Origin of the sequence: Fictibacillus iocasae (assembly GCF_042665465.1) — a bacterium.
Lineage (GTDB): Bacteria > Bacillota > Bacilli > Bacillales > Fictibacillaceae > Fictibacillus > Fictibacillus iocasae.
In genome coordinates, this window is the sequence record NZ_JBHTCP010000048.1 from 1 (window position 1) to 24325 (window position 24325).

29 protein-coding genes are annotated in these 24325 nt (G+C 44.5%); 10 read left to right on the forward strand and 19 right to left on the reverse strand.

All coding sequences use genetic code 11. The features are described 5' to 3' along the window. Positions 1 to 930: 930 nt before the first annotated feature. Complete coding sequence (locus tag ACFQPF_RS14385; RefSeq protein WP_379750408.1) at positions 931 to 3246, reverse strand: transglycosylase domain-containing protein; 2316 nt, start codon at positions 3244 to 3246, stop codon at positions 931 to 933. Between the two features lie 244 nt (positions 3247 to 3490). Here ACFQPF_RS14385 and ACFQPF_RS14390 point away from each other — a divergent pair, with 244 nt between their 5' ends. Further along, positions 3491 to 3979, forward strand: a complete 489-nt coding sequence (locus ACFQPF_RS14390; RefSeq protein WP_379750409.1) for an antibiotic biosynthesis monooxygenase family protein — start codon at positions 3491 to 3493, stop codon at positions 3977 to 3979. Further along, positions 3976 to 4878 (forward strand): diacylglycerol/lipid kinase family protein, encoded by a 903-nt coding sequence (locus ACFQPF_RS14395; protein ID WP_379750410.1) that lies wholly within the window; start codon positions 3976 to 3978, stop codon positions 4876 to 4878. Before ACFQPF_RS14390 ends, ACFQPF_RS14395 begins: the two co-directional genes overlap by 4 nt. Here the strand turns inward: ACFQPF_RS14395 and ACFQPF_RS14400 are convergent. Both ACFQPF_RS14400 and ACFQPF_RS14405 read right to left on the reverse strand, forming a co-directional pair. Then, the gene (locus ACFQPF_RS14400) at positions 4875 to 5561 is read right to left on the reverse strand and encodes a phosphatase PAP2 family protein (protein WP_379750411.1); all 687 of its coding nucleotides are present in this window, start codon (positions 5559 to 5561) and stop codon (positions 4875 to 4877) included. The two genes, ACFQPF_RS14395 and ACFQPF_RS14400, sit on opposite strands and share 4 nt — an antisense overlap. A 133-nt stretch (positions 5562 to 5694) precedes the next feature. Then, positions 5695 to 6030 carry a DUF3243 domain-containing protein gene (locus ACFQPF_RS14405; protein WP_379750412.1) on the reverse strand — a complete coding sequence of 112 codons (336 nt, stop codon included), beginning with the start codon at positions 6028 to 6030 and terminating at the stop codon, positions 5695 to 5697. A 160-nt stretch (positions 6031 to 6190) separates the two neighbouring features. Between ACFQPF_RS14405 and ACFQPF_RS14410 the strand changes: the two genes are divergently transcribed. Beyond that, a complete protein-coding gene (locus ACFQPF_RS14410) occupies positions 6191 to 6622 on the forward strand; it encodes a ferritin-like domain-containing protein (RefSeq protein WP_379750413.1) in 432 nt (143 codons plus the stop codon). 39 nt (positions 6623 to 6661) lie between these two features. On the opposite strand, the gene ACFQPF_RS14415 is transcribed toward ACFQPF_RS14410, so the two are convergent. From ACFQPF_RS14415 to ACFQPF_RS14435, 5 genes are all read right to left on the reverse strand, one after another. Next, positions 6662 to 7396, reverse strand: coding sequence for an EcsC family protein (locus tag ACFQPF_RS14415; protein WP_379750414.1), 735 nt, complete (start codon positions 7394 to 7396; stop codon positions 6662 to 6664). A 26-nt stretch (positions 7397 to 7422) separates the two neighbouring features. Then, on the reverse strand, positions 7423 to 8781 hold the full coding sequence (locus tag ACFQPF_RS14420) for an FAD-binding oxidoreductase (protein WP_379750415.1): 1359 nt from the start codon (positions 8779 to 8781) through the stop codon (positions 7423 to 7425). Positions 8782 to 8867: 86 nt separating this feature from the next. Then, entirely contained in the window at positions 8868 to 10085 is a 1218-nt protein-coding gene (locus tag ACFQPF_RS14425) for an ABC transporter permease (protein WP_379750416.1), read from the reverse strand. Beyond that, entirely contained in the window at positions 10082 to 10825 is a 744-nt protein-coding gene (locus tag ACFQPF_RS14430) for an ABC transporter ATP-binding protein (protein WP_379750532.1), read from the reverse strand. Before ACFQPF_RS14430 ends, ACFQPF_RS14425 begins: the two co-directional genes overlap by 4 nt. Before the next feature lie 222 nt (positions 10826 to 11047). Further along, positions 11048 to 11581 (reverse strand): PCYCGC motif-containing (lipo)protein, encoded by a 534-nt coding sequence (locus tag ACFQPF_RS14435; RefSeq protein WP_379750417.1) that lies wholly within the window; start codon positions 11579 to 11581, stop codon positions 11048 to 11050. A 390-nt stretch (positions 11582 to 11971) separates the two neighbouring features. On the opposite strand from ACFQPF_RS14435, the gene ACFQPF_RS14440 reads away from it, so the two are divergent. Together ACFQPF_RS14440 and ACFQPF_RS14445 are read left to right on the forward strand one after the other, a co-directional pair. After that, a complete protein-coding gene (locus tag ACFQPF_RS14440; protein ID WP_379750418.1) occupies positions 11972 to 12394 on the forward strand; it encodes an HIT family protein in 423 nt (140 codons plus the stop codon). A 157-nt stretch (positions 12395 to 12551) separates the two neighbouring features. Continuing rightward, positions 12552 to 13073 carry a tryptophan transporter gene (locus ACFQPF_RS14445; protein ID WP_379750419.1) on the forward strand — a complete coding sequence of 174 codons (522 nt, stop codon included), beginning with the start codon at positions 12552 to 12554 and terminating at the stop codon, positions 13071 to 13073. A 63-nt stretch (positions 13074 to 13136) separates the two neighbouring features. Here the strand turns inward: ACFQPF_RS14445 and ACFQPF_RS14450 are convergent, their stop codons facing one another. Together ACFQPF_RS14450 and ACFQPF_RS14455 are read right to left on the reverse strand one after the other, a co-directional pair. Further along, entirely contained in the window at positions 13137 to 13535 is a 399-nt protein-coding gene (locus ACFQPF_RS14450; RefSeq protein WP_379750420.1) for a YkvA family protein, read from the reverse strand. A 349-nt stretch (positions 13536 to 13884) separates the two neighbouring features. Then, positions 13885 to 14079: a hypothetical protein gene (locus tag ACFQPF_RS14455; RefSeq protein WP_379750421.1), complete on the reverse strand. Its 195-nt coding sequence runs from the start codon at positions 14077 to 14079 to the stop codon at positions 13885 to 13887. 152 nt (positions 14080 to 14231) lie between these two features. Between ACFQPF_RS14455 and ACFQPF_RS14460 the strand changes: the two genes are divergently transcribed. Beyond that, positions 14232 to 14504, forward strand: coding sequence for a YtxH domain-containing protein (locus ACFQPF_RS14460; RefSeq protein WP_379750422.1), 273 nt, complete (start codon positions 14232 to 14234; stop codon positions 14502 to 14504). Between the two features lie 407 nt (positions 14505 to 14911). After that, positions 14912 to 15481, forward strand: coding sequence for an HTH-type transcriptional regulator Hpr (locus tag ACFQPF_RS14465; protein ID WP_379750423.1), 570 nt, complete (start codon positions 14912 to 14914; stop codon positions 15479 to 15481). Here ACFQPF_RS14465 and ACFQPF_RS14470 read toward each other — a convergent pair. Next, positions 15472 to 15813: a DUF1878 family protein gene (locus tag ACFQPF_RS14470; protein ID WP_379750424.1), complete on the reverse strand. Its 342-nt coding sequence runs from the start codon at positions 15811 to 15813 to the stop codon at positions 15472 to 15474. The genes ACFQPF_RS14465 and ACFQPF_RS14470 overlap by 10 nt on opposite strands. Before the next feature lie 223 nt (positions 15814 to 16036). On the opposite strand from ACFQPF_RS14470, the gene ACFQPF_RS14475 reads away from it, so the two are divergent. Continuing rightward, positions 16037 to 16585, forward strand: coding sequence for a DUF3267 domain-containing protein (locus ACFQPF_RS14475; RefSeq protein WP_379750425.1), 549 nt, complete (start codon positions 16037 to 16039; stop codon positions 16583 to 16585). A 39-nt stretch (positions 16586 to 16624) separates the two neighbouring features. Here the strand turns inward: ACFQPF_RS14475 and ACFQPF_RS14480 are convergent, their stop codons facing one another. Further along, complete coding sequence (locus tag ACFQPF_RS14480; RefSeq protein ID WP_379750426.1) at positions 16625 to 17197, reverse strand: YpmS family protein; 573 nt, start codon at positions 17195 to 17197, stop codon at positions 16625 to 16627. A gap of 92 nt (positions 17198 to 17289) precedes the next feature. Between ACFQPF_RS14480 and ACFQPF_RS14485 the strand changes: the two genes are divergently transcribed. After that, on the forward strand, positions 17290 to 17472 hold the full coding sequence (locus tag ACFQPF_RS14485; protein WP_379750427.1) for a hypothetical protein: 183 nt from the start codon (positions 17290 to 17292) through the stop codon (positions 17470 to 17472). A 98-nt stretch (positions 17473 to 17570) separates the two neighbouring features. Here the strand turns inward: ACFQPF_RS14485 and ACFQPF_RS14490 are convergent, their stop codons facing one another. The 3 genes from ACFQPF_RS14490 to ACFQPF_RS14500 form a co-directional block, all read right to left on the reverse strand. Further along, positions 17571 to 17663 carry a YjcZ family sporulation protein gene (locus tag ACFQPF_RS14490; RefSeq protein ID WP_379750428.1) on the reverse strand — a complete coding sequence of 31 codons (93 nt, stop codon included), beginning with the start codon at positions 17661 to 17663 and terminating at the stop codon, positions 17571 to 17573. Positions 17664 to 17705: 42 nt separating this feature from the next. Then, a complete protein-coding gene (locus tag ACFQPF_RS14495) occupies positions 17706 to 17789 on the reverse strand; it encodes a YjcZ family sporulation protein (protein WP_379750533.1) in 84 nt (27 codons plus the stop codon). A 94-nt stretch (positions 17790 to 17883) separates the two neighbouring features. After that, positions 17884 to 17982, reverse strand: coding sequence for a YjcZ family sporulation protein (locus ACFQPF_RS14500; RefSeq protein ID WP_379750429.1), 99 nt, complete (start codon positions 17980 to 17982; stop codon positions 17884 to 17886). A gap of 207 nt (positions 17983 to 18189) precedes the next feature. Between ACFQPF_RS14500 and ACFQPF_RS14505 the strand changes: the two genes are divergently transcribed. After that, on the forward strand, positions 18190 to 19059 hold the full coding sequence (locus ACFQPF_RS14505) for a peptidylprolyl isomerase (protein ID WP_379750430.1): 870 nt from the start codon (positions 18190 to 18192) through the stop codon (positions 19057 to 19059). A gap of 1060 nt (positions 19060 to 20119) precedes the next feature. Here the strand turns inward: ACFQPF_RS14505 and ACFQPF_RS14510 are convergent. From ACFQPF_RS14510 to ACFQPF_RS14525, 4 genes are all read right to left on the reverse strand, one after another. Further along, positions 20120 to 20383, reverse strand: a complete 264-nt coding sequence (locus ACFQPF_RS14510; RefSeq protein WP_379750431.1) for a sporulation YhaL family protein — start codon at positions 20381 to 20383, stop codon at positions 20120 to 20122. A 63-nt stretch (positions 20384 to 20446) separates the two neighbouring features. Then, positions 20447 to 21745, reverse strand: a complete 1299-nt coding sequence (locus tag ACFQPF_RS14515; protein WP_379750432.1) for an MDR family MFS transporter — start codon at positions 21743 to 21745, stop codon at positions 20447 to 20449. Positions 21746 to 22076: 331 nt separating this feature from the next. After that, a complete protein-coding gene (gene yhaM, locus ACFQPF_RS14520; protein ID WP_379750433.1) occupies positions 22077 to 23036 on the reverse strand; it encodes a 3'-5' exoribonuclease YhaM in 960 nt (319 codons plus the stop codon). Between the two features lie 75 nt (positions 23037 to 23111). Further along, positions 23112 to 24323 (reverse strand): MFS transporter, encoded by a 1212-nt coding sequence (locus ACFQPF_RS14525; RefSeq protein ID WP_379750434.1) that lies wholly within the window; start codon positions 24321 to 24323, stop codon positions 23112 to 23114. Positions 24324 to 24325 lie beyond the last annotated feature (2 nt).

The following is a 24325-nucleotide window of genomic DNA, read 5'->3' on the forward strand; positions in this document are numbered from 1 at the left end:
AGGTAGCTTAGCTTTCTTATTGGCTTTTTAGGATATTTTAAGGATTACCTTTCAAAAAGATCCGTATACAAAAGAGCTATGGATTTAATTATTTTCACAGAAAAATAGCAATAGCAACGATGTTGCTTGTTAGAATTCAGTGAAGTGGTTGATTTCCGTTTCAGGCGCACGCTTATCCAGAGGGGCGTGGCGAAAAGCAGAAAGGGCTCGTCAAGCCCCGACCAGCAGAAGGTGAAGGGGCAAGTAAGGCGCTCTTTGCCTTACTGGACCATTCATCCTTCTGACTCGAGGGGCTAGCCGCCGCAGCTGGACAGGTGAGCCCTTTTGTCGCTACGCGCCATTTAAAGGTCTCACCTTCCCACTCGCAGGATAAGGAAAGCTGTGTAACAAGACATCAAACGCAAGAAAAAGTGGACTTCTTTTTCGAGGAGTCGGCGCCTAACACTCCAATCAACTGTCAAAGATGAATTCAAGGTGCTCAAACAATTAAATACATCGAGGTTTATTCTATTACAACTGATGCTACACTGTTATTTTGATAGAGTCGGATAACAGTATGCATTTTTTGAATAGGCTTGCAGGTTCTTACCTGGTACTTTGGTGGTGTTCTTTGGTAATGGTACTGGATGTTTATTGGTTTGACTGTTAATTTTGTCACATGTTGAAAAGATGGGGTCCGGTGCAGAACTTCCTTGCGTAGGGGAGGTGTACCGGACCCCTTCTTTTTATTTGATAGTACTCCTGCTTTTATTCCTGTGTTCAGCCACTACTTAAGTAATAGCGTGGTCTATTACTTAAGAATATTTTGCATCGAGAAAGTTGTATTTTCGCTTTCGTGTATTGAAGTGAAGGATGGAAGGCCGTTTAACAAAAAAGCTCCTAAAAGCCTCTGAAACGGCTTTTGGGAGCTTATTCAAATGGTATGGAGTTTTACCGACTCTTTCCTTTGCCTTTCCCCTTGCCGGTTCCTTTGCCCTTATTTTTAGCTGGTTTTCCTTTTCCTTTTCCTTTGCCGTCTCTGACTCCATTGGCTGGCACTGCAGCTGGCGTCTTTTTATCACCATTTTGCGACAGGCTCGGAAAAAAGCTGACTGACACTTTATTGGACGGCTGCCCTTCCTGCTTGGTTTGGGGGTTATAAGGTGCTATATAGAAATCAGGAAGGCTGAACAAGAATTTCCCTGATACACGATATTCACCGGTCCCGACAACAGAATCAATATGCTCTGCTTTCCCGTCGTTCACTGCATAAATTTTGTAAAGCAGCCGCTTATCAGCAGACGGTGACCATGAGAGCTTGATCGCAGGCATGCCATAATCACCAACAGACAGTTCGGCTTTTAAGCTGTTGATGATCGGCATCTCAATCGGCGGCTCTAAATCTTTTACACCGTCCGGCTTTTTAAACTTCAAGCCTTGTTGAGACGGCAGCTGGTTCATTACGTTTTTAAACAGCAAGACTGCTTTTGCACTGCCGCTGTTTAAATATTGTTCTTCTGTTGTCCTGTCATAGCCGATCCAGACGGAGCCTACTATTTCAGGTGTAAACCCAGCGAACCATGCGTCTGTGTTGCCTCTTTCGACTTTTTCAAAATTTGTGGTTCCCGTCTTTCCTGCCATCTCCATCTGCTCTGCACCGTCTGAGCCTGTTCCCCTTTTGACGACTTCCTGAAGCATACGAGTCATGTACCATGCAGTTTGTTTGCTCCATACCTTTTTCTCTTTTGACTTCGCCTTGCCCACAAGTTCACCGTTCGCGTCATAAATTTTAGAAATCACATGAGTATCGATCGTTTTGCCGCCAAAATAAAATGCCCGGTATGCGCTCGCCATCTGCAATGGTGTAACACCATCATCCAGCCCGCCTAAAGCTACTCCAAGTCCTTCATCCTCTATTGGCATCCCTTGTTTGTCCAAGTACTCCTTCGATTTCTTCAAGCCCATTTCGTTAAGCAGCCATACAGCTGGAATATTAGCCGATTCTGTGATGGCTTCCACCATAGACATTTGCCCTTTATATTTGCCGTTATAATTCTTAGGTGCGTAGCCATTAAAATCTAGTTCTTCATCTCTTAAAAGCGAATATGGCTTCGCTTGTTTTTCCTCTAGTGCCGGCGCATAAACAGCGACGGGTTTAAACGCTGATCCCGGCTGCTGTTTAACATGAACCCTGTTCAAGCCCTCGGTCACATGACCTCTTCCGCCTTGTGCTGCGATGATGGCACCAGTCTTCCCATTGATTAGGACCATCGCTCCTTCTGGTCCTGCCTCACCTGTACCCGTAAAGTACGTATTATCCTGAAATGAGCTGTACACGATCTGCTGGGCAGCCACATCCATGGGAACAACGATTCTGTAGCCGCCCTGCCTCATCTCTTCGCGTGAAAGGTGATACTTCTTTTTCGCCTCGTCCAATACCATATCGATATACGTTGAATACGCTGGATTGCTTTTTTCCTGCACAACATTCAATGCCACTTCTCTCCCCTTCGCTCGTACCGCTTCAGCAGGAGAGAGAAAGTCATGCTTTTCCATAAGATCAATAACTAGATCGCGGCGCTGTTTCGATGCATCCGGATGCTTGATCGGGGAATAGTGGGACGGCGCTTTTGGCAGCCCTGCCAGAAGTGCACCTTCTGCCACCGTCAAATCCTCTGCCTTTTTATTAAAATAGGTTTTCGCCGCAGACTGAATTCCGTACGCTCCGTGGCCAAAATAAATCTGGTTTAAGTACATCTCCAAAATTTTGTCTTTCGTATACTTCCGTTCCAGATTGATCGCAATAACCGCTTCTTTCGTCTTTCTCAGCCATGATTTCTCATGTGAGAGAAAGACATTTTTAGCAAGCTGCTGCGTGATCGTACTGCCTCCCTCAACCTTGCTGCCGGCGAGGATGTCTTTATAAATGGCTCTTCCAATTGCTCGTATATCAAGGCCATGATGGTTATAGAACCTCGAATCCTCAACCGCCACAAAAGCGGTTTGAACATGTTCCGGTATCTTATCAATCGATACAATTTCTCGATTTTCCGAATAAATTTTTGTGATCACTTTTCCTTGATGATCGGTAAGGACGGTCGCTGAGTTCAGTACAAGATCCTTTTCGTCGATCACATAATCGCCTGCCATTAATATGAAAAGATAAATAAAAAAGCCTGCAATAAGAGTTGCGGTGAATACACCGGCTGCGATGAGCCATCCTTTTACCATGGCAGTACCTACTTTCTTTCTCTGCATTGAAACCATAACTGACATCCTTTTAGTCAGCTCTACAATAACCTTTTAGATTTGTTTCAAAACGGTTGGCAGCAAGGGGATTTCACTTTCATTAGAAAGAAAGGCTTTCCTGCTGTGCCAAAAAGTGCCGAAATTCATTTTATATAATTATTCCACCAAATGAAAGACCTATAACCTCTGCTTGCCAGCTTGTTTAACACACATGGCCAAAGGGTAAAACTATAAGAAAAATAGTGGCGAAAGCGGTGATACGATGAATATGTACATAACATATGGGACAAAGGACTATTTGCAGCAAAAAATGCCGCCAGACAGCCTTCTGCTTGAAGGCGACACGAATGCTGCCGTAATCGTTGAGACAAATGGAGAGAATCCCTTTCAGGAGCATCACTCATATGAAATCATTAATAAACGAGGCGATCTCGAAGCCGCGGGGTTTGTCGTAATGAACCATATTCCTGTAAGCGAGGAAGGACGAAGCCGCTTTGAAGAACGTTTTCAGAACAGGGCCGGGCTCGTTGATCAAGAACCTGGATTTCATGCGATCCGCATATTGCGGCCGCTGACCAATGATCCCTATATTGTCATGACTTTTTGGGAATCACAGGCAAGCTTTGTTTCCTGGCAGCAATCCAAAGCCTATCAAGAGGCACATAAAGACCGCGGCACTTCAAATGGCTTGCCGCAGAACTTGTTCACAGGACCATCATTTGTGAAAGAATATGCAGTTGAGCGGACATGAACAGCGGTCGTGACAAGGCGGTCATTATTTATAATCCAGCAGCTGGAAACCACCTTCTGCACCAGCAGCTGCCTGAAATCCAGCGCATTTTACAGCACTCTTTTTCCACAGTATCTGTATTGGAGACGAAAAAGGACATCCCATGCCGCCAGCTGGTTGAAAAAGCATGCGAACAAGCTGGCACCATTATCGGGGCAGGCGGTGACGGAACGATATACAGTATTGTGAACGCCATCGCCGGTATGGAGGAACGTCCTCTGTTCGGCATTCTTCCAGGCGGAACATGCAATGACTTCTCCCGTGCACTTGGGATGAATCAAAACCCGCTTGAAGCAGCACGCCAAATTGCGCAAAAGCGTTTCCGCAAAGTGGATGCTGGCCAGAACAACAGCCACTACTTCCTAAATTTTTGGGGCATCGGATTGATCACAAGTGTTTCTGAGAACATCGACAAAGATTTAAAGGAGAAGTTTGGGCGTCTTTCGTATTACTGGTCTGCCGCTCAAACGCTTCAGCAATGGGAGCCGTTTCATCTTGAGTTGAGCAGCCCTGATTTTCAATACAGCGGGGATGCGACCATGCTGTTGATCGCGAACGGTCCCTATACAGGAGGTATCAGGCCTTTCTTTCCTCATGCCAATCTGCAGGACGGCAAGCTCGATGTTTTGCTTATAAAAGAACCGTCATTAAAACTCGTCTGGGAGATTATACAGTCCCGAATTACAGAAAATCCGCCCGAGGGGGACGGATTCTTCAGCTTTCAAGCCGATCAATTATCCATTTCAGCCACACCGGTGCAAGCCATCGATTGTGATGGTGAGAAAGAACAAGATACGCCCTCTGTGATCACATGCTTGAAACATCATCTTGAGGTATATACAGGAGACGTTCCCTTCTAGCGGCGGGAACGTCTTTTATTGTAGAAATAGAGACCCTCTAGAGCGGTTATGCAGACAAACAGCCATAATAATCCTGCAGAATACCCGGCAATGATGTCAGATGGATAGTGCACACCTAAATAGACCCTGCTAAAGCCAATGAACAGAATAAGGATAGAAAACAGGATGGTCCAGAGTGTCTTTTCCTGATGAGAGCGCTGGCTTTTCACAACAAGATAGCCTAAGAACCCGTAATAAATAAGGCTTCCCATCGCATGGCCTGAAGGAAAGCTGTATCCTAGCGCTTCAATAATGGATTCTTCTGGCCGCTGTCTTTCAAACCAATGCTTTAAGGCCAGATTTAATAGACCTCCGCCTGCTGAAGCAACGAGAAACATGATCATCGCATAATAGTTCTTTCTTTTAACAGCGAGCCAAATCAAGCTGGCAATTAAAAGCAATGCGAGCGCCGTCTTTGATCCGAGTTCTGTGATCAAGACCATGATATGGTTGAGTACCGGTTCCCTTATTCCGTTTACCCACTGGATGATTTGCTGATCAAATGCCAGAACTTCTTGTTCTCTGACTTCTTCGGCAAGCTCTAAAAAAAGCTTTAAGGAGCCAAGAGCGGAAAGAAATCCAATCAAGACAATAAGAACAGGAGTAATAGGAAACGGAATCTTTTTAAACAGTTGTTTAAACATGACATGCACCTTTTCTTTAGCTAAATCTAAAATATTTTTATATAGAATTCCCTCAATGCCGCAGCAATAAAACAGCCGGCTTGCGTCATCTTGGTTTGATGACGAAGCCAGCCTGGGTGATGATGCTTCTTTTTTATTTTACTAGATTGACAAGCATGTGTGCCAGTTTGTGGCGCTGTTCTTGGTCGCCGACTTTCCATAGTTCTTTAAGCAGATTCTCTTCGGCATTGCGCGGCTCTTCGTGCTCTGCTAGATAGCCTGCTACTTTTTCTGCCGTCTTCGCTAGTGCTTCCTCGTCCATGCCAAGTTTTTCGCCTAGCTGCACTCTTTTGTGAAGATAGCTTTTAAATTCAGTGAAGTTAGAAAGGATTTCGTCCTTCTTCCCTTCGTCCATGCGGCTCACTGTCTCTTCCACTTTGCTTGTGTCAACTTCCTGGTTCTTCGTCATCATGTGGTTGTTCTCCATCATTAATCTCCTCCTGTAAAAAATAGTCTGTTTAGCTGTACATTCTGTGTATAACCCGTATACAGGTTACTTAAACCTTTTTGGCACATTGAAAAAAATCGTTTATGCCATGGCAAAAAAGGGAATGATAAGGGAGAGAATTTGTATAGGAGGTTATGTAAAAATGGATAAAGACTTACAAACACTAATAGACGGATTAAATGAAGATCTCGCTAACGAATATTCTGCTGTTATCATGTATAACCATAATGCGGCAACCGTCTCAGGACTTTACCGCCAGATACTTAAGCCTTTCTTTCAGAGCGAAATCGCAGATGAGCAAGGGCACGCGCTCTATTTAGCCGAAAAGATCAAAACACTGGGGGGCACTCCAACTACCACGCCAAAGCCCGTCAAGCAGCTGACGGATGTGCGTGAGATGTTAGAGGAAGCACGCAACGCAGAGGTAGATACCATCAAGCGCTATGAAGAAAGAAAAGAACAAGCGTCCAAACTGAACATGACCGAGCTAGTCGTTCAGCTCGAAGATATGATCGCAGATGAGACCAAGCATAAAGAGGAAATGGACCGTTTGCTTCAAGACAACCGGTTTTAATCCTTCATACAGAAAACGCCGCACTCCCGCGGCGTTTTCTTATGTTTCAGACAGTTTCCGTCTTCTATAGCAGTTCTTCGCCGTCCTTCCAAGCTCATCTAAAAAGTTATAATTGGCGTATGCTCCAACTAACGCTCCTATTCCAGGAACCATCTGCAGCAGCTTGATGAGATCGATGTGATCACGGTAATCCTGCTGAAAGCTTTGCCAGTCGATTTTCTCCAAATAGCTCTCGTCTGGAGGATATAGCGCCTCCTTTTTGTGCCAGTTAAGAACTTTTTCGTAATTTTCCTGTTTTTTCATCGGACTCGAGAAAGCGAGCTGAAACACGTATAAAATATAAATTCGCTCGCGGTAGTCGGAACTATTAAAGCCATAGATACTCGCCGCTTCAAACAAGAACTTCATTTTAATGCCGAGCAGCAGCGGAAAATCGGCAAGCCCAAGAAAGATGCCTCCCGCTCCTGTACCTGCTCCTTCTAATGCCGCTGTTTTCCTATAAAAGGCGAGGCGGTCGTCCAGTTTATGGTCTCTTTCCCAAAGCGTCTTCCCGCGCAGAGCATCCTTTTTCGTCGTATACTCTGAGCCAGCAAGCGTGGCTTTAACCATATGCTTCACACTTGAAGTAATAACATCATGAACTGTTTGCGGTATCTTCTCATTGATCTTATTTTGCACGGTTTTCGCTGACTTGTTCCAGATCGTCGGCCGCTTTAGCACCGTCTTCTCCCACAGCTGAAGTTCTTTCTTTACTTCTTCCTCATACGGGTTCATCGTTTTCACTCCTGTTACTCTAAAGCTTAATATGGCGGGATGCCTAACGGAAAAGTAAACTCATCATGAGGGTCATATTTTGTCTTCACCTCTTGAAGACGGTGAAGGTTGCTTCCGTATGCCTGCTCGAGCCAGTTGCAAATGCAATTATCATGAAAGTTCACATACGCCCCATCAGCAAAAGGCAAAAGGGTATCACGCATCTTTTCTACCCATTTCACATTCTTCTTAGCCTCTCTGGATTCCTGCCATTTTGTAATATACAGAAGACTGAAAAGAGCATCACGGTGAACATAGGCGGTTTGATTTGGCTTCTTTTTCCTTGCACTGCCGCCAAGCGCCTGAAGCTGAACTTTATTTTCGATGCTTGGTGAGTGTTCAAGAAAGTACTTTAGGATTTTTATGCCCTTTGACGGAAGGAACGTTTTGGCGAAAGCTCCGGTGTTCTTAAATGGATGAGCATCTGGATCACCGTGGCCGATATCATATTCTTTCATGCCAGGCATTAAACCGCCAAATATCCTGACTGCATCAATATAGGGCACTTCCTGAATTTCCACTTCTTTCGGCGGGTAGGCTTGGAGTAATGGCGTGAGTAGTTTTCTTAGCTCATCTTTGCTTCCAAGAAATTCCCCAAGCGATTTTAGCTCTCCGATTTCTTTGGTGTAAATATCAAGAATACCGGTCAGTCTTTTATCGGTGCATGGCGCAAAGCGCTGAAACGCGTCCACGACCTTTTTAAAGCCGCTCCAGGGCCATACTATTTTGTAGATGGCGACTTGATCCACACGAACAGCCTGAAAAAGGAATTTCGTCACGATTCCAAAATTCCCTCCTCCTCCGCCTCTGCACGCCCAAAACAAATCACTGTTCCATTCATCTGTCGCAAAAATGATTTTACCGTCTGCCGTGACCATCTCAAGTGCCAGCAATCGGTCACAAAGCATGCCGTATTTTCGTGTCAGCATGCCCCAGCCTGCCCCGAGCGTTAGTCCAGCAAGGCCGACTGAAGGACACGTCCCTCCTGGAATAGTGACGCCTTGATCATATAGTTCGGTATACAGCGGAAGAAGCAGGGCACCTGCTTGCACACTGATTAACCTTTTATCCTCTGTGACCCGTACGGCGTTCATCTCACTAATATCAATCACCAGACCGCCATCAAGAGAAGAATAGGCTTCGTAGCTATGCCGTCCAGTCCTTACACGAAATGGTATGTTCTTTTGCTTCGCCCATTTCACCGCATTCACTACATCCTCTGTATTCTGACAAAATACGATCACACAAGGGTAAAGGCTATATCGGGTATTGAACTCTTCTCTTGCCTCTTCATAATCATGGTCACCAGGCACCACAATCCTGCCCGTCAGCTTCACATTTCCCATTGGTAAGACCACCTTTTCATCTATTAGTTGCAACATATGAAAGGAAACCTCATAACGTTAAAAAGCGCCGGCACGAGGCCAGGCGCTTACAAATGATTGGTTTGTTTGTTGACGATTATCGGGACGTATAACTTCGCATACAACGCTCCGGTAGCAGCAATCATCACGGCGATAAGGGCATCATTCGCTTCAATATAATAAAAAAGGGCGAAAAGGATGCTTTGTATGATCGTGATTACACCGAGCCAGCTGGCAAACGATTTTACTTTCTTGTTCCAGCTGATCGGATACAGTTCAAACATAGCGTTGCGCTTATGATGCACAAGAATCGAACATAGCTGCAGCGCTGTCATCTGCATAAAGAGCAGGACAACCGCCGTCTGCCACCATCCATTCGGTATGATGTAGATGAATAACCAGCCGATCAGCACAAGCCTAATATAAAGGGCGCAATAATCGTTGGCACGCAGAAAAGTTCTCATATAGAGTCTCTCAAGTGCCTTGCTTGGCATGTACTTTCCTGCAGTGAGCCAGTTCAGCCACCGCCTTGGTGACATCGTCTGCTGCAGTGCAGGCACATCTGTAAATAAATTCGCTACACGGTAGACCTTCATCTGCATTTCATGCTCTTTTCGTAAAAGGTGTTCCCACTGATAGCCATGCATCTTTTTAAAATAGCCGAACACAAAGCTCTTCAGCACGTACATGATCGCCAGAATAGCCGCAAGAAACACGAACGATGCTTCCTGGAATAGCAGAAACACATAGACCGCGTTCACCGCTCCTCTTAGCATCATATACCCCTTACGCTGGCGGGCAAATGGCAGCCGCTGCTCTTCCCAGGAAACGTATAAGTTAAAAAGTTTAGATATCAGCAAGAAAGAAGCAAACCATACATAACCTAGCGTATCCCCTCTAATAAAGGCCTGAATGAGCGGCCAGAAGAGGGTGAACAACAGCAGGGTGTTGAAAAGCTGAATGGCAAGACTGTAGGTGAGAGCGTGTGAGAAGTAATTTTTCATGCGGGATTCGACCGGCAGCAGAAACACGAGATCTGCTTTCTTCAATAATGTCCGTACAGGACTCCTCGTGAGCCAATACGTGAACACAGCGGTCAGCAGCAGTTCTGCAGGAAAATCCTCTGGCAGCACTTTTATAAGACGAGCATAATAAATGCTGCCGATGACGATCAGCAGAAACATCGAAACAATCAGCCCGCTGGATGCCATAAGCTGAAAATAGCGCAGGCTTTCGGTGAAATAAGCGTTGCGCCTTACTGTCCATATTTTCTTCATATCCATCATGCTTTGCCGCCTTTTGCTGCATACAAATAGATGTCATCCAGTCCGGCACCGGACATGCCTGTTTCCTCCTGCAGCTGCTTCAATGTCCCTCTCAGAACCATTTGGCCGTTGTGCATAATCAGAAACCGGTCGCAATATTTCTCCGCGGTCGACAGGATATGGGTCGACATTAAAATGCCCGCACCGTTATCTCGAAAACGAATCATGTAATCGAGAAACGACTGGATGCCGATTGGATCGAGCCCGACAAACGGTTCATCGACCACATACAGATCCGGCTCCACTAGAAGTGCACTAAGAATCATCACCTTTTGCTTCATGCCTTTAGAAAATTCACTCGGAAACCATTTGATCTTATTCTCCATGCGAAACTCTTCTAGTAGTGGACGCACTCTCTGCAGGAATGTCTTTTCCTGCAGCCCGTATGCGAGCGCTGTCATCTCAAGATGCTCCCACAGCGTCATTTCCTCATAAAGGATCGGTGTTTCTGGTATGTATGTTAAGCACCCTCTATATTCATCCGGTTCTTCTGTAAATGTCTTGCCTGCTATTTTCGCACTGCCTGTCATCGGCTCCATAAGCCCGAGCACGTGCTTGATCGTCGTGCTTTTTCCGGCTCCGTTCAAGCCGATCAAACCGACAATTTCCCCGCTGTCCACGTGAAAATTTATATCACGGATCACCGGTTTATTCGGCACATACCCGCCGCTTAATCCTTGAACTTCAAGAATACGTCTCATCTTATCCCTTCTTTGCTCTTCGTCATCGTTATACTTCATTCTACCAAATCTTTCACCTTTTTATCAGCTTTCTAACTGGGGTTCCTGCTGGGGGTCCGGTACTCCACGTCATTATGACTTACGAAATAAGCAATCTTTGAGAAGTGTACCGGACCCCGAAAATATTCCAAATACGAACGTCAACCCCAAAAGCAGTTCTGCTTTTGGGGTTGGCTTCGCTTCTTATGCTTTTGGCATCGGAGTAGGTGTCGGTTTTGCGTATCCTTCTTTATAGGTTTCATCAATAAATTGGCGGATCTCAAGCGGGCTTTTTCCTTCTGCAGCCTGCTTCATGCTGACCGCTGCAATCTCAAGGCATACGCCGCAGCGAGTGCCATGGTCATCCCATAGTATTTCACCGCCAGCTTTATTTTCTGCAATAAAGCAGTCGTAGTTATTTTTATGGCCTGCCGACTCTCCACAGCCGCAATAGCATGGCATGGACTCCAGCAATTCTTTATGAGCTGGCACTTGTTTGTACACAGCCGACACCACTTCTTGTTTCCCGTTTAAAAAGGCTGGAAGCTTCTCCGCTGAAGCTGTCAGCTCACGCAGATCTCCGTTTGGCAGCTTTGCGCCTGTAGCGTCATGCGAACCGTGAGCTTCATGCTTTTTATGGTCCTTATGTTCATCGTCTCCGCTGCCGCCTCCGCAGGCAGATAATAGCAGCATGCCTGTACAAAGGACTGCGGCTGCACGGCTTATCTTTTTAGTCATCTTTTCATCCTCTCCAAGCAGCTTTTCTCTCTCCATCATACTAAATGCTGAAGCGCATTTCCATCTATGGTGTATAAGGAATGATACCTTCTGGACACACTAAACGAGAAGAAGGTATCCCCCCTTCTTCAAGGGAGATTGTGCTTAACAGCAGATGTTTGATCATCATAACCAGAATTTAAGGAGATGGTTCTCTTGGACTATTCAGTGCTTGAGGCAGCATATTCTTTTTAATCGAGGTGCATGATTAAAAACCAGTCCGTTCGTTACAGCGTTCTCCTTTCTTCTCTAACCTCTTTAGAAGAAGGGTCCTGCCTTTTGCGCAGGACTCTTTTTCATGTTTTGTGCTACACTATTCTCAATAAATACATACTATGAGGTGATTCGATTATGAAGCATGATGAGAACTGTATTTTCTGCAAAATCATCGCTGGCCAGATTCCATCCTACAAGGTTTACGAGGACGAGAATGTTCTGGCATTTCTTGATATCAGCCAAGTGACAAAAGGCCATACTCTTCTTATCCCAAAAGAGCACCATCAAGATATTTTTGAGCTTCCCGAACAGGCAGCAGCCTCACTTTTCGCAGCTGCACCGAAAATCGCCAACGCGATTAACGCTACGTTTGAACCAGAAGGATTAAACCTTTTGAACAACAATAAAGAAGCAGCCGGGCAAAGTGTATTCCATTATCATATGCATTTCCTTCCCCGTTACGGGAAAGGCGATGGCTTTGGTGCAGTCTGGAAAACATCGGACACACCTGCAGACGAGATGGCTCAGACTGCTGCACTTATCAGCGGAAAGCTATAAACGCAACGGGAAATCCTGCAAAAAAGTCCACAAGTGTGGCGAAATCGACGTTTCTTTGATAAAATAAGGCTACACTTTTCGCAGCAGGCTAACGAGGGCACTGCTGGAGAAGAACCATGCTTCACGGATTGTGAGCAGAGATGAGGAGAGATGAGAAATGAATACAAAGTCTTTAGCGTTTACAGGGGTGCTTCTTGCACTTGGTTATGTGCTTCACACGATTGTGCCGCCATTTTTCTTAGGGATGAAGCCGGATATGCTTCTAACGATGATGTTTTTGGCGATCATGATCAACCCGCAAAAAGGCAACGTTGTGATGGCAAGCCTTGGAGCTGGAATGATTTCCGCACTAACTACTGGATTTCCAGGCGGACAGCTGGCTAACATCATCGAAAAGCCACTGACAGCCTTTATTTTCTTCTTTTTCATATTGGCTTTAAGCAAGCTAAAGCAAGGCGCAGCAACAGCAGCACTTTTGACTGCTGCTGGAACGATTGTGAGCGGAGTTTTATTCTTATCTGCCGCATTATTGATCGCAAGTCTGCCAGGTCCGTTTACCGCTTTAGTTCTGACGGTTGTATTGCCTGCTGCTGGCTTTAACGCAGCACTAATGGCCGTTCTTTACCCTATTGCATCGAAAATGACAAAACGGATGCTGCCCGCAGCATCTGTACGATAAAGTAAAAAGAGACAACACCGTTTATACAGACGGGTTGTCTCTTTTTTATGATGGACTATTATTTTATGTACTTTCTTTCTCTTTTCGTTCCCATTCCGTGAAGGATTCGATTTCACCCTTAAGCGAACGGAAAATGAAGCCAAGAACAGCCGCATCGTCAGCAAATCCTAAACCGACGAGAAAGTCTGGAATGGCATCCACCGGACTGACGAAATAAAGCAGCCCTGCCACCATAATCATAACTGATTTTTTGGAAATGTTCCGGTACGTTCCTTGACGATAGCTTTTCACTAGCCGCACAAGTGCCTTTACCTGCGAACTGAGCTCTGAGATTATGTTTTCACTGCCAGACTTTTTATCTGCATCGTTTAAAAGCTCGGTTGTTTCCTCTTTGCTTTGAAAAACACTGTCTGCGCGTTCCTTCATCTTATTAAAGTAGTTTCCGATCGTATGACGCTCCAAGACAATCCCTCCTTTTCTTTTCACTATAAGTAAGCTTAACTTTTTTGCAAGATGATTACTCGACGTGGCAAAAAGTTAACGAACATAGTATAAGGGCAACTAAGGCTGCCTTAAAGTCAGCCAAGTTTTCTTTACACTTTAAAGATGCATAACTTTTTTCCAAAGGAGAAATTCGACGCAGTCAAAAAGTTTAGGATAAAGCATAAGGGCAACTAAGGCTGCCTTAAAGTCAGCCAAGTTTTCTTTATCCTATACCTTTCTTTCCCCTTTTTCTAACATAACCCTCCTCCATTCCTTTGCATTCTTCACAAAAATATGGGTTTTTTCTATGTCATTTTTCGACGTTATTTTATTTTCCGACAAAAATATACAAGGCCCCCGCAAGCATCATGAGACTGAGTATGCCTATGAAAATTGCGTTCATCCTCTGCCTCTGCAACGTGCGATTACGGAAGCTGTAACGGCTAGAGGCTGTAAGCTGCATCATCGCTCTAACAAGCAGCAAGCCGCCAGCGCCCAGCAGTACGACAGTCATCACCCACATGAGAATCCCCCCTGTACCATTGTATGCTCACGCTTGTCCAAACATGCCGAAAGTGCTCGGGAAATATTTAAACTTTCGCCTTTTTTCTCAGTAGGAATCCCGTGAATCGGCCTAGAATTTCTATATCAAGAAAAGATTGAGGAGGAATCATCATGTCAAAGAAAAAATCAGCCATCACGGGGTTTGCAATCGGAACGGTCGTTACTGCAGCTGCTACACTTCTTTCCACTCCTAAGGCGGGAAAAGAAGTTCGCCAGGATTTGAAGAAAGGGATGGATAAGGTAAAAACATCGATCTCAAACGTGAAGAAAGAAGGAATCCTATTAAAGGACCGCATTTCATTCGCGAAAAAAGAGCAAAAAGAAGCAATGGAAGAAGTAGCCGCTGATACAGTGATTGAGGAAATGCCAAAAGAAAAGAAATAAACGTTTTTACGAAGCAGGCTTGCCATCGTGGCTTGCCTGCTTTTTCGTACACTAACCTATTTTACAAAGATAAGAGCTAGTGTAGCACCTAGTATCCCTCCAACTATGACTGGGGCGAATGGCTTGGCGGCAGCCAGATTTTCATAATGAAACTTTTCCTCTTCTTTCTATAAAAGCTTCAACTTTGCGGATATTTGACGATACTATATCCATCAAAAGAAATTTAGTGTGTTAAAGTCTTTGTTTTTTATTAAAACTATTGATATTCACATCGAAAGCACGATGGGAATCCAACTTTTTTACTAAAAAATATATAAGATTTATAAAATTTAACTTTCTTATTATAGGAAATATTGGCATAATGAGGAATAGGGAATGGTATGATTTATGATGGAGGGCAGTTTACTATGAACAAAGAGCAGCTGTACAATTTTAAAGAAGCAATGATCTACAGCCATAAACTCGCTCAGATTAGCAAGGCATTATGGAAGAGTGTAGAGAAAGATTGGCAAAACTGGATCAAGGATTATGGCCTTAACATAAACGAACACCATATTCTTTGGATCTCTTACCACTTAGAAGGCGCATCAATTTCTGACATTGCAAAGTTTGGTGTCATGCACGTTTCTACCGCGTTCAATTTCTCCAAAAAGCTGGAAGAACAAGGATACCTTACGTTTTCTAAGAAAGAAGATGACAAGCGTAACACTTACATTTGTTTGACTCCAAAAGGAGAAGAACTGTTTCTCTCCACGTTGAATACATATGAGAAGTCACAATTCAGCATTTATACGGCATCTCAGCCAATCAAAGACTTGTATGGAAAGTTTCCTGAGTTTCCGGATCTAATGTGCATTATTCGTAACCTGTACGGCGAGGATTTCATGTCTATCTTCAACAAACTTGAAGATAAGTTTGAAGCCGAGCTTAATGCAACGTCAGAGGATGAGCCTGAGCTTGCCGGCACTCATTCGTAAGTAAGGGAAAGCTCATATAGCTTTTTCATCAAATGCAGAAACAACTTTTGGTCCCGTAAAGCCCTGATGGCTTCGCGGGGCTTTAGTTTTGGGGTAAGCAAGCCGGCAAACTCGATAAGAAGAGCTGTATAATGCACAAACCCTTCTTCCTTCATGGTTTCAAACTCCCGCTCTAGACGGCTGCAGAGCTCTAATGTTTCCTGCATTTCTTCTTCTGTCAGCTTATGCTCCATAACCAAAGCATAAAAAGGATAAGAAGACAGATCGATGCTCTTGACCGTCAATTCATTATAAAATTCGAGTCTCTCCACCCGATCTTCAATCGTTTCCATCCTACATCCTGCTTTCCGGACAATCTTTGACTATATTATAATTCATTGGCCTTCTTTTTTGTAACTGTTCAAACAATTTCTTTTCGATTTTCAATGCTCTACATCCCTTTCATAAAATTACCATATTATTTTCTTAAAACATATTGATTTCCATCTGAAAAAGTCGTAAATTATGTTAGTGGTTTTCACATGCTAGTAAATTTCAAAAGACATCAGGTGACATATGAACTGTTGGAAATCAATTAATATAAAGAAAAACATCGGCACTCAGCGGCTTTTTATCCTTTCTGTTTTTGCCGGCCTGGCTTTTTTTATGTTTTTTTACGACTTATTTCTCTTGCTTTACTCCGATTCAGAAATGGTGGAAGCAGGTGGCTGGCCGTTTGTCTTCGCTGCTGCAGCAGCATTGCCGCTTCACAAGCTCGCACATTGCCTGCCTTTATGGCTGACAGGCGTGCCGGCTAAGCTCGTGTATAAAAAAGCATCAGGCTTTCCGTCTATTCATTGCCATTTTAAACAAGCTCTTACGATTAAGGTCATGAAGCTGTCTGTCCTCTCGCCTTTTATTCTGATTACATCTGCCTGCTTAGCAGGAGCCTACACGTGGCCTGTATACATGCCTTTCTTTATAACGTTTGCAGCCGTGAACATCGGTCTTTGCATCTCCGATTTTATTTATTACAGCTGCCTTTTATCGGCACCGAAAGAAGCGATGGTCGAGGATCATGATGTAAACGGGTTTTTCATCCTCGTGAGAGACAAGGTTTCATAATGCAAAGAGAAGCACCCGGTATCAACGGATGCTTCTCTTTTATTGTTCGTATACTCCAAACCGGATCACGTTTTTCTTTAGATCAAAGGTTTCGGCCTTCACCTTGTATTGATTCTTTACTTCCATCTCTGTGAGCTTTACATGAAGTGATTCCTTTTCAGGATAGACATCGATCCAATTTGGAAGATCAACGGATGCTTCAAACAGCTGGAAGACTTCTTTCCCAGGCAGCGGCAAAAGCCCGACTTGAATATCCTTCTCCTTTAATAGCAAGTCCCCGTTTTTCAACACCTCGGGATCAAAAGATATTTGATACGGAAACTCTCTGTCCATAAATGGCAGCTTTCCTTTTAGCAACAGATCATCTCTCATATTCACATATAAATCGAGATTCGGCTGCTCTTTCTTAATCTCTTTGTTCAACAGCTCTTCTATCTTTTCCTTGTCGCTTTCCACGCTCAGCAGCTTCTCCCCCACTTCCGACTCTTTTAGGTTCGCATCATTCCACGTCCCTTTTTCAGGATTTATGAACAATAAACTGACAATTAGTACAGGTATTAAAAGAGCGATAAACAGTAAAAGAAAAAAAGCCGTTTTCCATCCATTTCTCATAACGTCAACTCCACATCATATTTTTCTACTTTTATTCCTTAACTTTTGATAAAGTTAAACATGGGACTTTTTTACTTTTGGAGGTATGTAAAATGACAGGCAACATCTTTGTATTTGTAGCACCTGTCCTATTGTTCATCTTTAATTCATTAACTGACCGGTTATGCACCGAACGTGACATTCCCGCAGACAAACATTTTCAGGTATTTCGCACAGTAAATGTCCTTTTAACCATTCTGCTCATTTCCGTGTATATCGAAAACGTGTTTTCTTAATTTTTTAGAAATTTCGTACGAAAGCCATTCTAACAAAAATAAAGCAAGGGGGAAACGTTCTTCTCCCCCTTGCTTCTTGTTACCAGTGGATTTTCTGATTAGCAGACCCAACACGCTCCGATAATAATGAGCAAAATAAATAGAACAACAACTAACGCAAAGCTGTTTCCGTATCCATATCCTTGACCCATTGTTCATTCCTCCTTATTTAAAGCAGACACTGCATCCCTTAATTAGCACCAAGCAGCGCCTACGATGATCAATAGAATAAACAGCACCACAATCAGTGCAAAGCCTTTGCCATATCCGTAGCCCATGATGACACCCCCTTATTGATTTGTATCCTATCCTATGCAGCAACCTAGCATCACGCATAGGCTGCTGCCCGATTTCCCGGTTTTTTTATATTCATCAGCAATACAGCAGCCCGCCGATTATTACTAAAAGGATGAACAGTACCAGTAATATGGCGAACCCGCTTCCATAACCGCCTCCGTAACCATAGCCCATAATAACCCCTCCTTCATTTCTGTATCATATAGTGCAAACATCCAATTGGGTTGGGCGAATGTCCCGGTTCCGGTGATTTTTTTTATTGCATGCCTTTTCTTTGTGTAAATTTTCTCATATTTCCCCCCTTGCATAGGAATTACTGTGATGTTTATGCTATAGTAAGAGTTGTTAAATTATTACTTCAAAATGTAGGAGTGTTACAGAATGAAAAAATGGTTACTATCTGTCGGCCTAACAGCTGGCCTATTATCTTTATCTGCATGCAACTCCGGCGGTTCAGAAAAAGTAGTGGAGTCTAAAGCTGGAGACATCACGCAAGACGAATTTTATCAGGAGCTGAAAGAACGCTACGGCAACCAAGTGCTGAAAGAAATGGTTGACCAGATGGTTCTTGAAAAAGAATACAAAGTATCCGATAAAGAAGTCGAAAAAGAAATCGCTAAGATCAAAAAAGAATCTGGCGGAGACGAGGCTTTCAAGCAGCTTCTTGAGCAAAACGGAATCAAGGACGAAAAAGTTCTTAAAGAGCGTATAAAAGGTATGCTTGCTAGTGAAAAAGCAGCAACTAGCGGCGTAAAAGTTTCGGATGAAGAAGCGAAGAAAGTTTTCGAAGAGAAATACAAGACAGAAGTAAAAGCAAGCCACATTCTTGTTGATGACGAGAAGACAGCGAAAGAAGTAAAAGCCAAGCTTGATAAAGGCGGAGACTTCGCGAAGCTTGCAGAAGAATACTCAAAAGACCCTGGTTCAAAAACAAAGGGCGGCGACCTTGGATTCTTCGGCAAGGGCGCAATGGTTCCAGCGTTTGACAAGGCTGCCTTCTCACTTGAAAAAGGCAAGATCTCTGAGCCTGTGAAATCAGACTACGGCTACCATATTATCAAGGTAGAAGACAAGCGCGAGAACAAGTTCGAAGATAAGAAAGAAGAAATCAAGAAAGAACTTAAACAGCAAAAAGCGAAGCCAATCCAGGAAATCGTGGACAAGCTACGCAAGAAAGCTGATGTAAAAATTAAAGATAAAGACCTTAAAGACGCATTAAAAGCTCCAGAACAGCAGCCAATGCCTCAATAATGGCAATGAACAAGAGGATGTCCAACGGACATCCTCTTTTGTTTTTGTATATGAGATTAATTAAAATCGTTGAAAGTAGTCAAGGAAGCCGTTAATTTCCGTTTCAGGTGCACGCTTTCCGCGGAACATTTTCGTCGAAGTAAACCAAAACCAACTTAAAAACATAATAAGCCCAAACCCCTTTTAACAACCAAAACCCTCTTTTGCTTCTCCGCGGCCCACAGTCTCCCGCAGTGGGGTCCGGTACCGATAAAGGTCTTCATTATACCGAAGGTCATCATCTCGGTACCGGACCTCAGGTTAACCTCGAAGAACATGTTCGCCATTGTCCGTCCATGAACCAAAACCAACTCAAAAACATAATAAGCCCAAACCCCTTTTAACAACCAAAACCCTCTTTTGCTTCTCCGCGGCCCACAGTCTCCCTCAGTGGGGTCCGGTACCGATAACGGTCTTCATTATACCGAAGGTCATCATCTCGGTACCGGACCTCAGGTTAACTTCGAAGAACATGTTCGCCATTCTCCGTCCATGAACCAAAACCAACTCAAAAACATAATAAGCCCAAACCCCTTTTAACAACCAAAACCCTCTTTTGCTTCTCCGCGGCCCACAGTCTCTCGCAGTGGGGTCCGGTACCGATAAAGGTCTTCATTATACCGAAGGTCATAATCTCGGTACCGGACCCCAGGTTAGCCTCGAAGAACATGTTCGCCACTCTCCGTCCATGAACCATTCTAATCTCGGTACCGGACCTCAGGTTAACTTCGAAGAACATGTTCGCCATTCTCCGTCCATGAACCAAAACCAACTCAAAAACATAATAAGCCCAAACCCCTTTTAAGCAACCAAAACCCTCTTTTGCTTCTCCGCGGCCCACAGTCTCCCGCAGTGGGGTCCGGTACCGACAACGGTCTTCATTATACCGAAGGTCATCATCTCGGTACCGGACCTCAGGTTAACTTCGAAGAACATGTTCGCCATTCTTCGTCCAAGAACCAAAAAACCAACCAAAAAAAGCTGAAGCACATAACGCTGTGCTTCAGCTTTGTTATTGTTATTATTCTGTTCCTGTTTTCGCTCTGCGTTCTGCGATGCGTTCCATATAGACTTTGCCTTCTTCCTCAATGAGCTTCATTTCTTCTTCACGATCGAAGGAGAAGGCGGTGTAGCTTCTGTATGCACTCAGGATGATGCCGCCGAGGACGAAGTACATCCACCAAGGTGTCGTGTTGAACAGTGCTTCAACGGGTCCGCTGTATTCTTTTAGAACAAACGCAGTAATTAAAATAACGCCGAAGAATAGTGCTGCATAACCTCTCATGATCTTTTCCCCTTTCATAAGACAAGCTTTACCTCATCTTATGAAAGACTTTGAAAAAATATGTCACGTTAGTACTTCGGTTTTCGTTATTTTGACGGTCTCTTCTTTTTGATAAAATGCTTTAAACATAAAGTGATACAGTACAGCGCTTAAAAGAGCCAGACCGAACAACACGTAAAACGTATTCTGAAACCCGATCCACATTGTCATTGGAATGGAGACAGGTGCAATCGTGCGGCCAATCGTGAAACGCAATCCTGCAGCGGCAAAGTATTGCCCTCTCATATGTTCAGGTGAAAGCTTGGAAATGAAGCTTTCCTGAATCCCGACGACCATCAGTTCAGCCGCTGTAAAGACAGCGATTCCTGCGAATAGAAGCCAAACAAAATCGGTGCTGCCAAAGATCAGCATCCCTACACCATAGAGCACGGACGATAGGATAAAGACGTTGCCTTCGCGGTATTTGGTCATCCATTTTGCCATAAAGACCGTAAACAGAGCGACCAAGAGACCGTTCGTGGAGACTAAATAGCCGAACAGCTTCTCGCCTGTCAGTGTGAGATCAAAGCTTCCAAATGCGAGCAGCGTCTGTTCTGGTACCTTTTCCGTCGTATAGACAGCAATTAGCAAGTCAAGCTGCATGAACGTCTGTGCGACCAATATCCCCGCCACAATAAAAAGCAAAAAGAGTTTATCAGACGCGATAACACGGTAATCCTTCAATTGAATCCAAATGGCATCCGTCCATTTCTTAGGTTTCTCATCCTTTTCTTCTTCAACATACCTGATGGGAACCGTTTCTCTGATCATTTTTGCGAGTACGATTGTAAGGATAAAGCTTGCAATCAAACAAGTGACCAGTAATCCGAACCGGTATTGAAAGAAAAAGATGCTGCCGAGAACCGGTCCGAACACAACGGATATGTTAATCGACGTATAGAAAACAGCGAACACTGAACTGCGGTGCTTTTCAGGCACCACATCGGCGATCATCGCATGACTTGCCGGCCAATATAACGAGCCGAAAATACCAAGTGCTGAAAACGCCAAAAATGTAATAACAGGCGAAGTCAGCCATGGCGAGTTAGCGAAAGCGAAAAAGACGAATGCCACGGTCTGCCCGAATGCCGCAACTACCATCATTTTTTTCCTGCCGTACCGGTCGGCACAATAGCCTCCCACTAGATTGGCAAATACACCGGCTAATTGAGAAGCGACTAACAGCGCACCCGCCAGATTTTTCCCTAATTCATCCGCAAAATAAACGGCCATGAACGGGAAATACATCCAAAACAACACGTTAAACGTAAATTCTCCTAAAAGCCGGACTTTAAGATTACGGTCCCAATCTTTCCATTTCATGATGCCACATCCAATCTGATTTTTTACCGATATTGCATCTTCTCATGAAAAGCAGCAAAAAACGGAACGCATACAAAAAAGCCTGCAGCACCGCAAAGAAATCCTGTGCGGGCTATAGGCTTTTCGCAAAAAGGCTATACGGCATCAGGAAATCAGCTGTTCAAGAGAAGATGGAGAGTACACAACTAAATAAACCTTTCTTTCCTAGCGGAAGAAAAAAGAGTTATTTAGCTTGCAGTCCGCTCTTTCCTTGAACAATGATTTCCATGATTCATGCCTCCTGTAATTTAACATCTGTTTCCAATTTACCACATTGCCTCAATTAAGACAATTACTTTCCAACATGTTCTTTCTGAAAAGATGGTTTATACATCGAACGATTCTCTAGCGCGAAGACTTTTTCCGTAAATTCACCAGGTTCGGTTTTCTCGAGCGCTCGGTCCATCATGTTCATGCGGGCATCAAAGTTGTCAATCATATGCAGGATCTCCGCCTCGCGGATAAGCGGCGCTTTTGGGCTGCCCCATTCCGGCTTACTGTGGTGGCTGAGCACAAGGTGCTGCAGCACAGTCACTTCTTCCCCGTCAATTTCAAGCTCCTTTGCCGCTTGGCCGATTTCATTCACCATGATGGAGATATGGCCGAGAAGCTTGCCTTCAAGCGTATAGCTTGCTGCTACAGGACCTGAGAGCTCGATTACCTTTCCAAGGTCATGCAGGATGATACCTGAATATAGAAGATCCGTATCGAGTGATGGGTACAGCTTGGATAATGCTTTGGCAAGATCAAGCATGGAAACGACATGATAAGCCAATCCCGAAACAAACTCGTGGTGATTCTTGACCGCAGCTGGATATTCGAAGAATGCCGCTTGATGCTTTTTCAGCAAATGACGAGTCAGGCGCTGTATGTTCGGATTCTTCATTTCAAAAATATACTTTGTGACAGCTTCGCCGAGCTCATCCTGCGACAATGGTGCTGTTTCTAAAAAGTCGCTCATCTTCACGCCGTCCAGCTCAGTTGCCGGCCGGATCGCTTTTAGCTTAAGCTGCGACTTGCCCCGATAATTGCCCATTTCTCCGCCGATGCGGACGATGGATTGAGGTATGTACAGCTCTTCATCCTCTGGCGAACAGTCCCATAGCTTTGCTTCCACATCACCTGACTGATCCTGAAGATGAATGGTCATAAAAGGCTTACCGTTGCTGGCAATCCCTCGAACGGCAGATTTAATCAGGAAAAATCCGTCTACCGCTTCACCGACTTTGTAAAACGCAATACCTTTTTTCATCGTTCCGCCTCCGATAATTCAAACTTAAAGGTCAAAAAATGACTATATTGCAAGTATAGCATAGTGAAATAAGCGCTACGAATGAATGCTCCCAGCGATTTCTTCCTCATTATTCCGCGCTGTCCAGACCTTCATCGCGATCAGGCTAGCGATCATTAAGAAAGCGCCAAACCAATACGGCCACTCCATATGATATTCAAACAGTACGCCTGCCACAATTGGTCCAATTGCATTGCCAAGGCTGAAAAACGAGTTGTTCAGCCCCATGATCATTCCCTGCTCTTTGCCTGCCATCTTGGATATAAGCGCATTGACAGCTGGCCTTACCATCGAGTTTCCAAGGAAAAACAGGCTGACTGTCAGCAGTACGGTCCAATATCCTCCTGCGAGCGTCATCAATACGAATCCTCCTGCACTAAGCAGAAGCGAACCAGTTACTACCCTGCTGTCACCGAACGCTCGGGTAAGGCGGCCGACGAGCGCCCCTTGTGCGATAGCGCCGATGATACCTGTTGCGGCAACAAGTATGCCGACCTCACTCGGATCATAACCGAACTTCTTCAGCATATAGAAACCGAAAATAGCCTGAAAGTTCGTGAGCGCAAAGCTGATGACAAATACGAGAATGAGCAAAAAGCCGAGCGGTCCGCGGATAGCCTCGGTCATGTTTTTCAGCATGCTCGTTTTCTTTTTGTTTTTCGCCTGCGCTTTCGCCTCATTGCTTAGTGACTCACTTAAAAGGAAAATGGATAATAATCCGCCTGCCATCGCTGCAAATCCAGCGGCAAGGAACGGGTAGCTGAGCTGATATTCTGCGAGCCATCCGCCAATCCCAGGGCCGATCACGATTCCGAGTGCCATTGACGCCCCGATCATGCCCATCCCTTTTCCTCTGTCCTCTTCCGTCGTGACGTCAGCCACATACGCCATGGCTGTCGGCATGAGAGCAGATCCGAAAATTCCCGCGATGGCGCGCGAGAGAAACAGCATCCAAAGATCCGTGGCGAACGCAAAAATGAACTCGCCTGCGGCAAAGCCAAACATTCCAAGAGCAACTAGGGGCTTGCGTCCGTATTGGTCGGAAAGCCTTCCCCAAAAGGGAGCGAACAAAAATTGCATGAACGCGAATATAGCGATTAATAGGCCGAGCTCTCGCCCAGAAGCTTGAAACTCTTCAATATAATAAGGAAGGATCGGAATGACGAGTCCGATTCCCACCATGATGATAAACAAGTTAAGCATGAGCACTGCGAGAGGCGCTTTGTTTGTCTTTCTTTTTGCTGCCATCT

Bases quoted from the DNA above. Each gene is read 5' to 3' on its own strand.
- ACFQPF_RS14405 (WP_379750412.1), bottom strand. From the start codon at position 6,030: ATGATGGAGAACAACCACATGATGACGAAGAACCAGGAAGTTGACACA.
- ACFQPF_RS14500 (WP_379750429.1), bottom strand. From the start codon at position 17,982: ATGGGCTATGGTTACGGAGGCGGTTATGGAAGCGGGTTCGCCATATTA.
- yhaM (WP_379750433.1), bottom strand. From the start codon at position 23,036: ATGAAAAAAGGTATTGCGTTTTACAAAGTCGGTGAAGCGGTAGACGGA.
- ACFQPF_RS14395 (WP_379750410.1), top strand. From the start codon at position 3,976: ATGAACAGCGGTCGTGACAAGGCGGTCATTATTTATAATCCAGCAGCT.
- ACFQPF_RS14400 (WP_379750411.1), bottom strand. From the start codon at position 5,561: ATGTTTAAACAACTGTTTAAAAAGATTCCGTTTCCTATTACTCCTGTT.
- ACFQPF_RS14505 (WP_379750430.1), top strand. From the start codon at position 18,190: ATGAAAAAATGGTTACTATCTGTCGGCCTAACAGCTGGCCTATTATCT.
- ACFQPF_RS14455 (WP_379750421.1), bottom strand. From the start codon at position 14,079: ATGTGGGTGATGACTGTCGTACTGCTGGGCGCTGGCGGCTTGCTGCTT.
- ACFQPF_RS14510 (WP_379750431.1), bottom strand. From the start codon at position 20,383: ATGAGAGGTTATGCAGCACTATTCTTCGGCGTTATTTTAATTACTGCG.
- ACFQPF_RS14425 (WP_379750416.1), bottom strand. From the start codon at position 10,085: ATGATGGATATGAAGAAAATATGGACAGTAAGGCGCAACGCTTATTTC.
- ACFQPF_RS14465 (WP_379750423.1), top strand. From the start codon at position 14,912: ATGAACAAAGAGCAGCTGTACAATTTTAAAGAAGCAATGATCTACAGC.
- ACFQPF_RS14385 (WP_379750408.1), bottom strand. From the start codon at position 3,246: ATGGTTTCAATGCAGAGAAAGAAAGTAGGTACTGCCATGGTAAAAGGA.
- ACFQPF_RS14460 (WP_379750422.1), top strand. From the start codon at position 14,232: ATGTCAAAGAAAAAATCAGCCATCACGGGGTTTGCAATCGGAACGGTC.
- ACFQPF_RS14490 (WP_379750428.1), bottom strand. From the start codon at position 17,663: ATGGGTCAAGGATATGGATACGGAAACAGCTTTGCGTTAGTTGTTGTT.
- ACFQPF_RS14415 (WP_379750414.1), bottom strand. From the start codon at position 7,396: ATGAACCCGTATGAGGAAGAAGTAAAGAAAGAACTTCAGCTGTGGGAG.
- ACFQPF_RS14515 (WP_379750432.1), bottom strand. From the start codon at position 21,745: ATGAAATGGAAAGATTGGGACCGTAATCTTAAAGTCCGGCTTTTAGGA.
- ACFQPF_RS14485 (WP_379750427.1), top strand. From the start codon at position 17,290: ATGACAGGCAACATCTTTGTATTTGTAGCACCTGTCCTATTGTTCATC.
- ACFQPF_RS14480 (WP_379750426.1), bottom strand. From the start codon at position 17,197: ATGAGAAATGGATGGAAAACGGCTTTTTTTCTTTTACTGTTTATCGCT.
- ACFQPF_RS14525 (WP_379750434.1), bottom strand. From the start codon at position 24,323: ATGGCAGCAAAAAGAAAGACAAACAAAGCGCCTCTCGCAGTGCTCATG.
- ACFQPF_RS14470 (WP_379750424.1), bottom strand. From the start codon at position 15,813: ATGGAAACGATTGAAGATCGGGTGGAGAGACTCGAATTTTATAATGAA.
- ACFQPF_RS14410 (WP_379750413.1), top strand. From the start codon at position 6,191: ATGGATAAAGACTTACAAACACTAATAGACGGATTAAATGAAGATCTC.
- ACFQPF_RS14390 (WP_379750409.1), top strand. From the start codon at position 3,491: ATGAATATGTACATAACATATGGGACAAAGGACTATTTGCAGCAAAAA.
- ACFQPF_RS14475 (WP_379750425.1), top strand. From the start codon at position 16,037: ATGAACTGTTGGAAATCAATTAATATAAAGAAAAACATCGGCACTCAG.
- ACFQPF_RS14445 (WP_379750419.1), top strand. From the start codon at position 12,552: ATGAATACAAAGTCTTTAGCGTTTACAGGGGTGCTTCTTGCACTTGGT.
- ACFQPF_RS14435 (WP_379750417.1), bottom strand. From the start codon at position 11,581: ATGACTAAAAAGATAAGCCGTGCAGCCGCAGTCCTTTGTACAGGCATG.
- ACFQPF_RS14495 (WP_379750533.1), bottom strand. From the start codon at position 17,789: ATGGGCTACGGATATGGCAAAGGCTTTGCACTGATTGTGGTGCTGTTT.
- ACFQPF_RS14430 (WP_379750532.1), bottom strand. From the start codon at position 10,825: ATGAGACGTATTCTTGAAGTTCAAGGATTAAGCGGCGGGTATGTGCCG.
- ACFQPF_RS14420 (WP_379750415.1), bottom strand. From the start codon at position 8,781: ATGGGAAATGTGAAGCTGACGGGCAGGATTGTGGTGCCTGGTGACCAT.
- ACFQPF_RS14440 (WP_379750418.1), top strand. From the start codon at position 11,972: ATGAAGCATGATGAGAACTGTATTTTCTGCAAAATCATCGCTGGCCAG.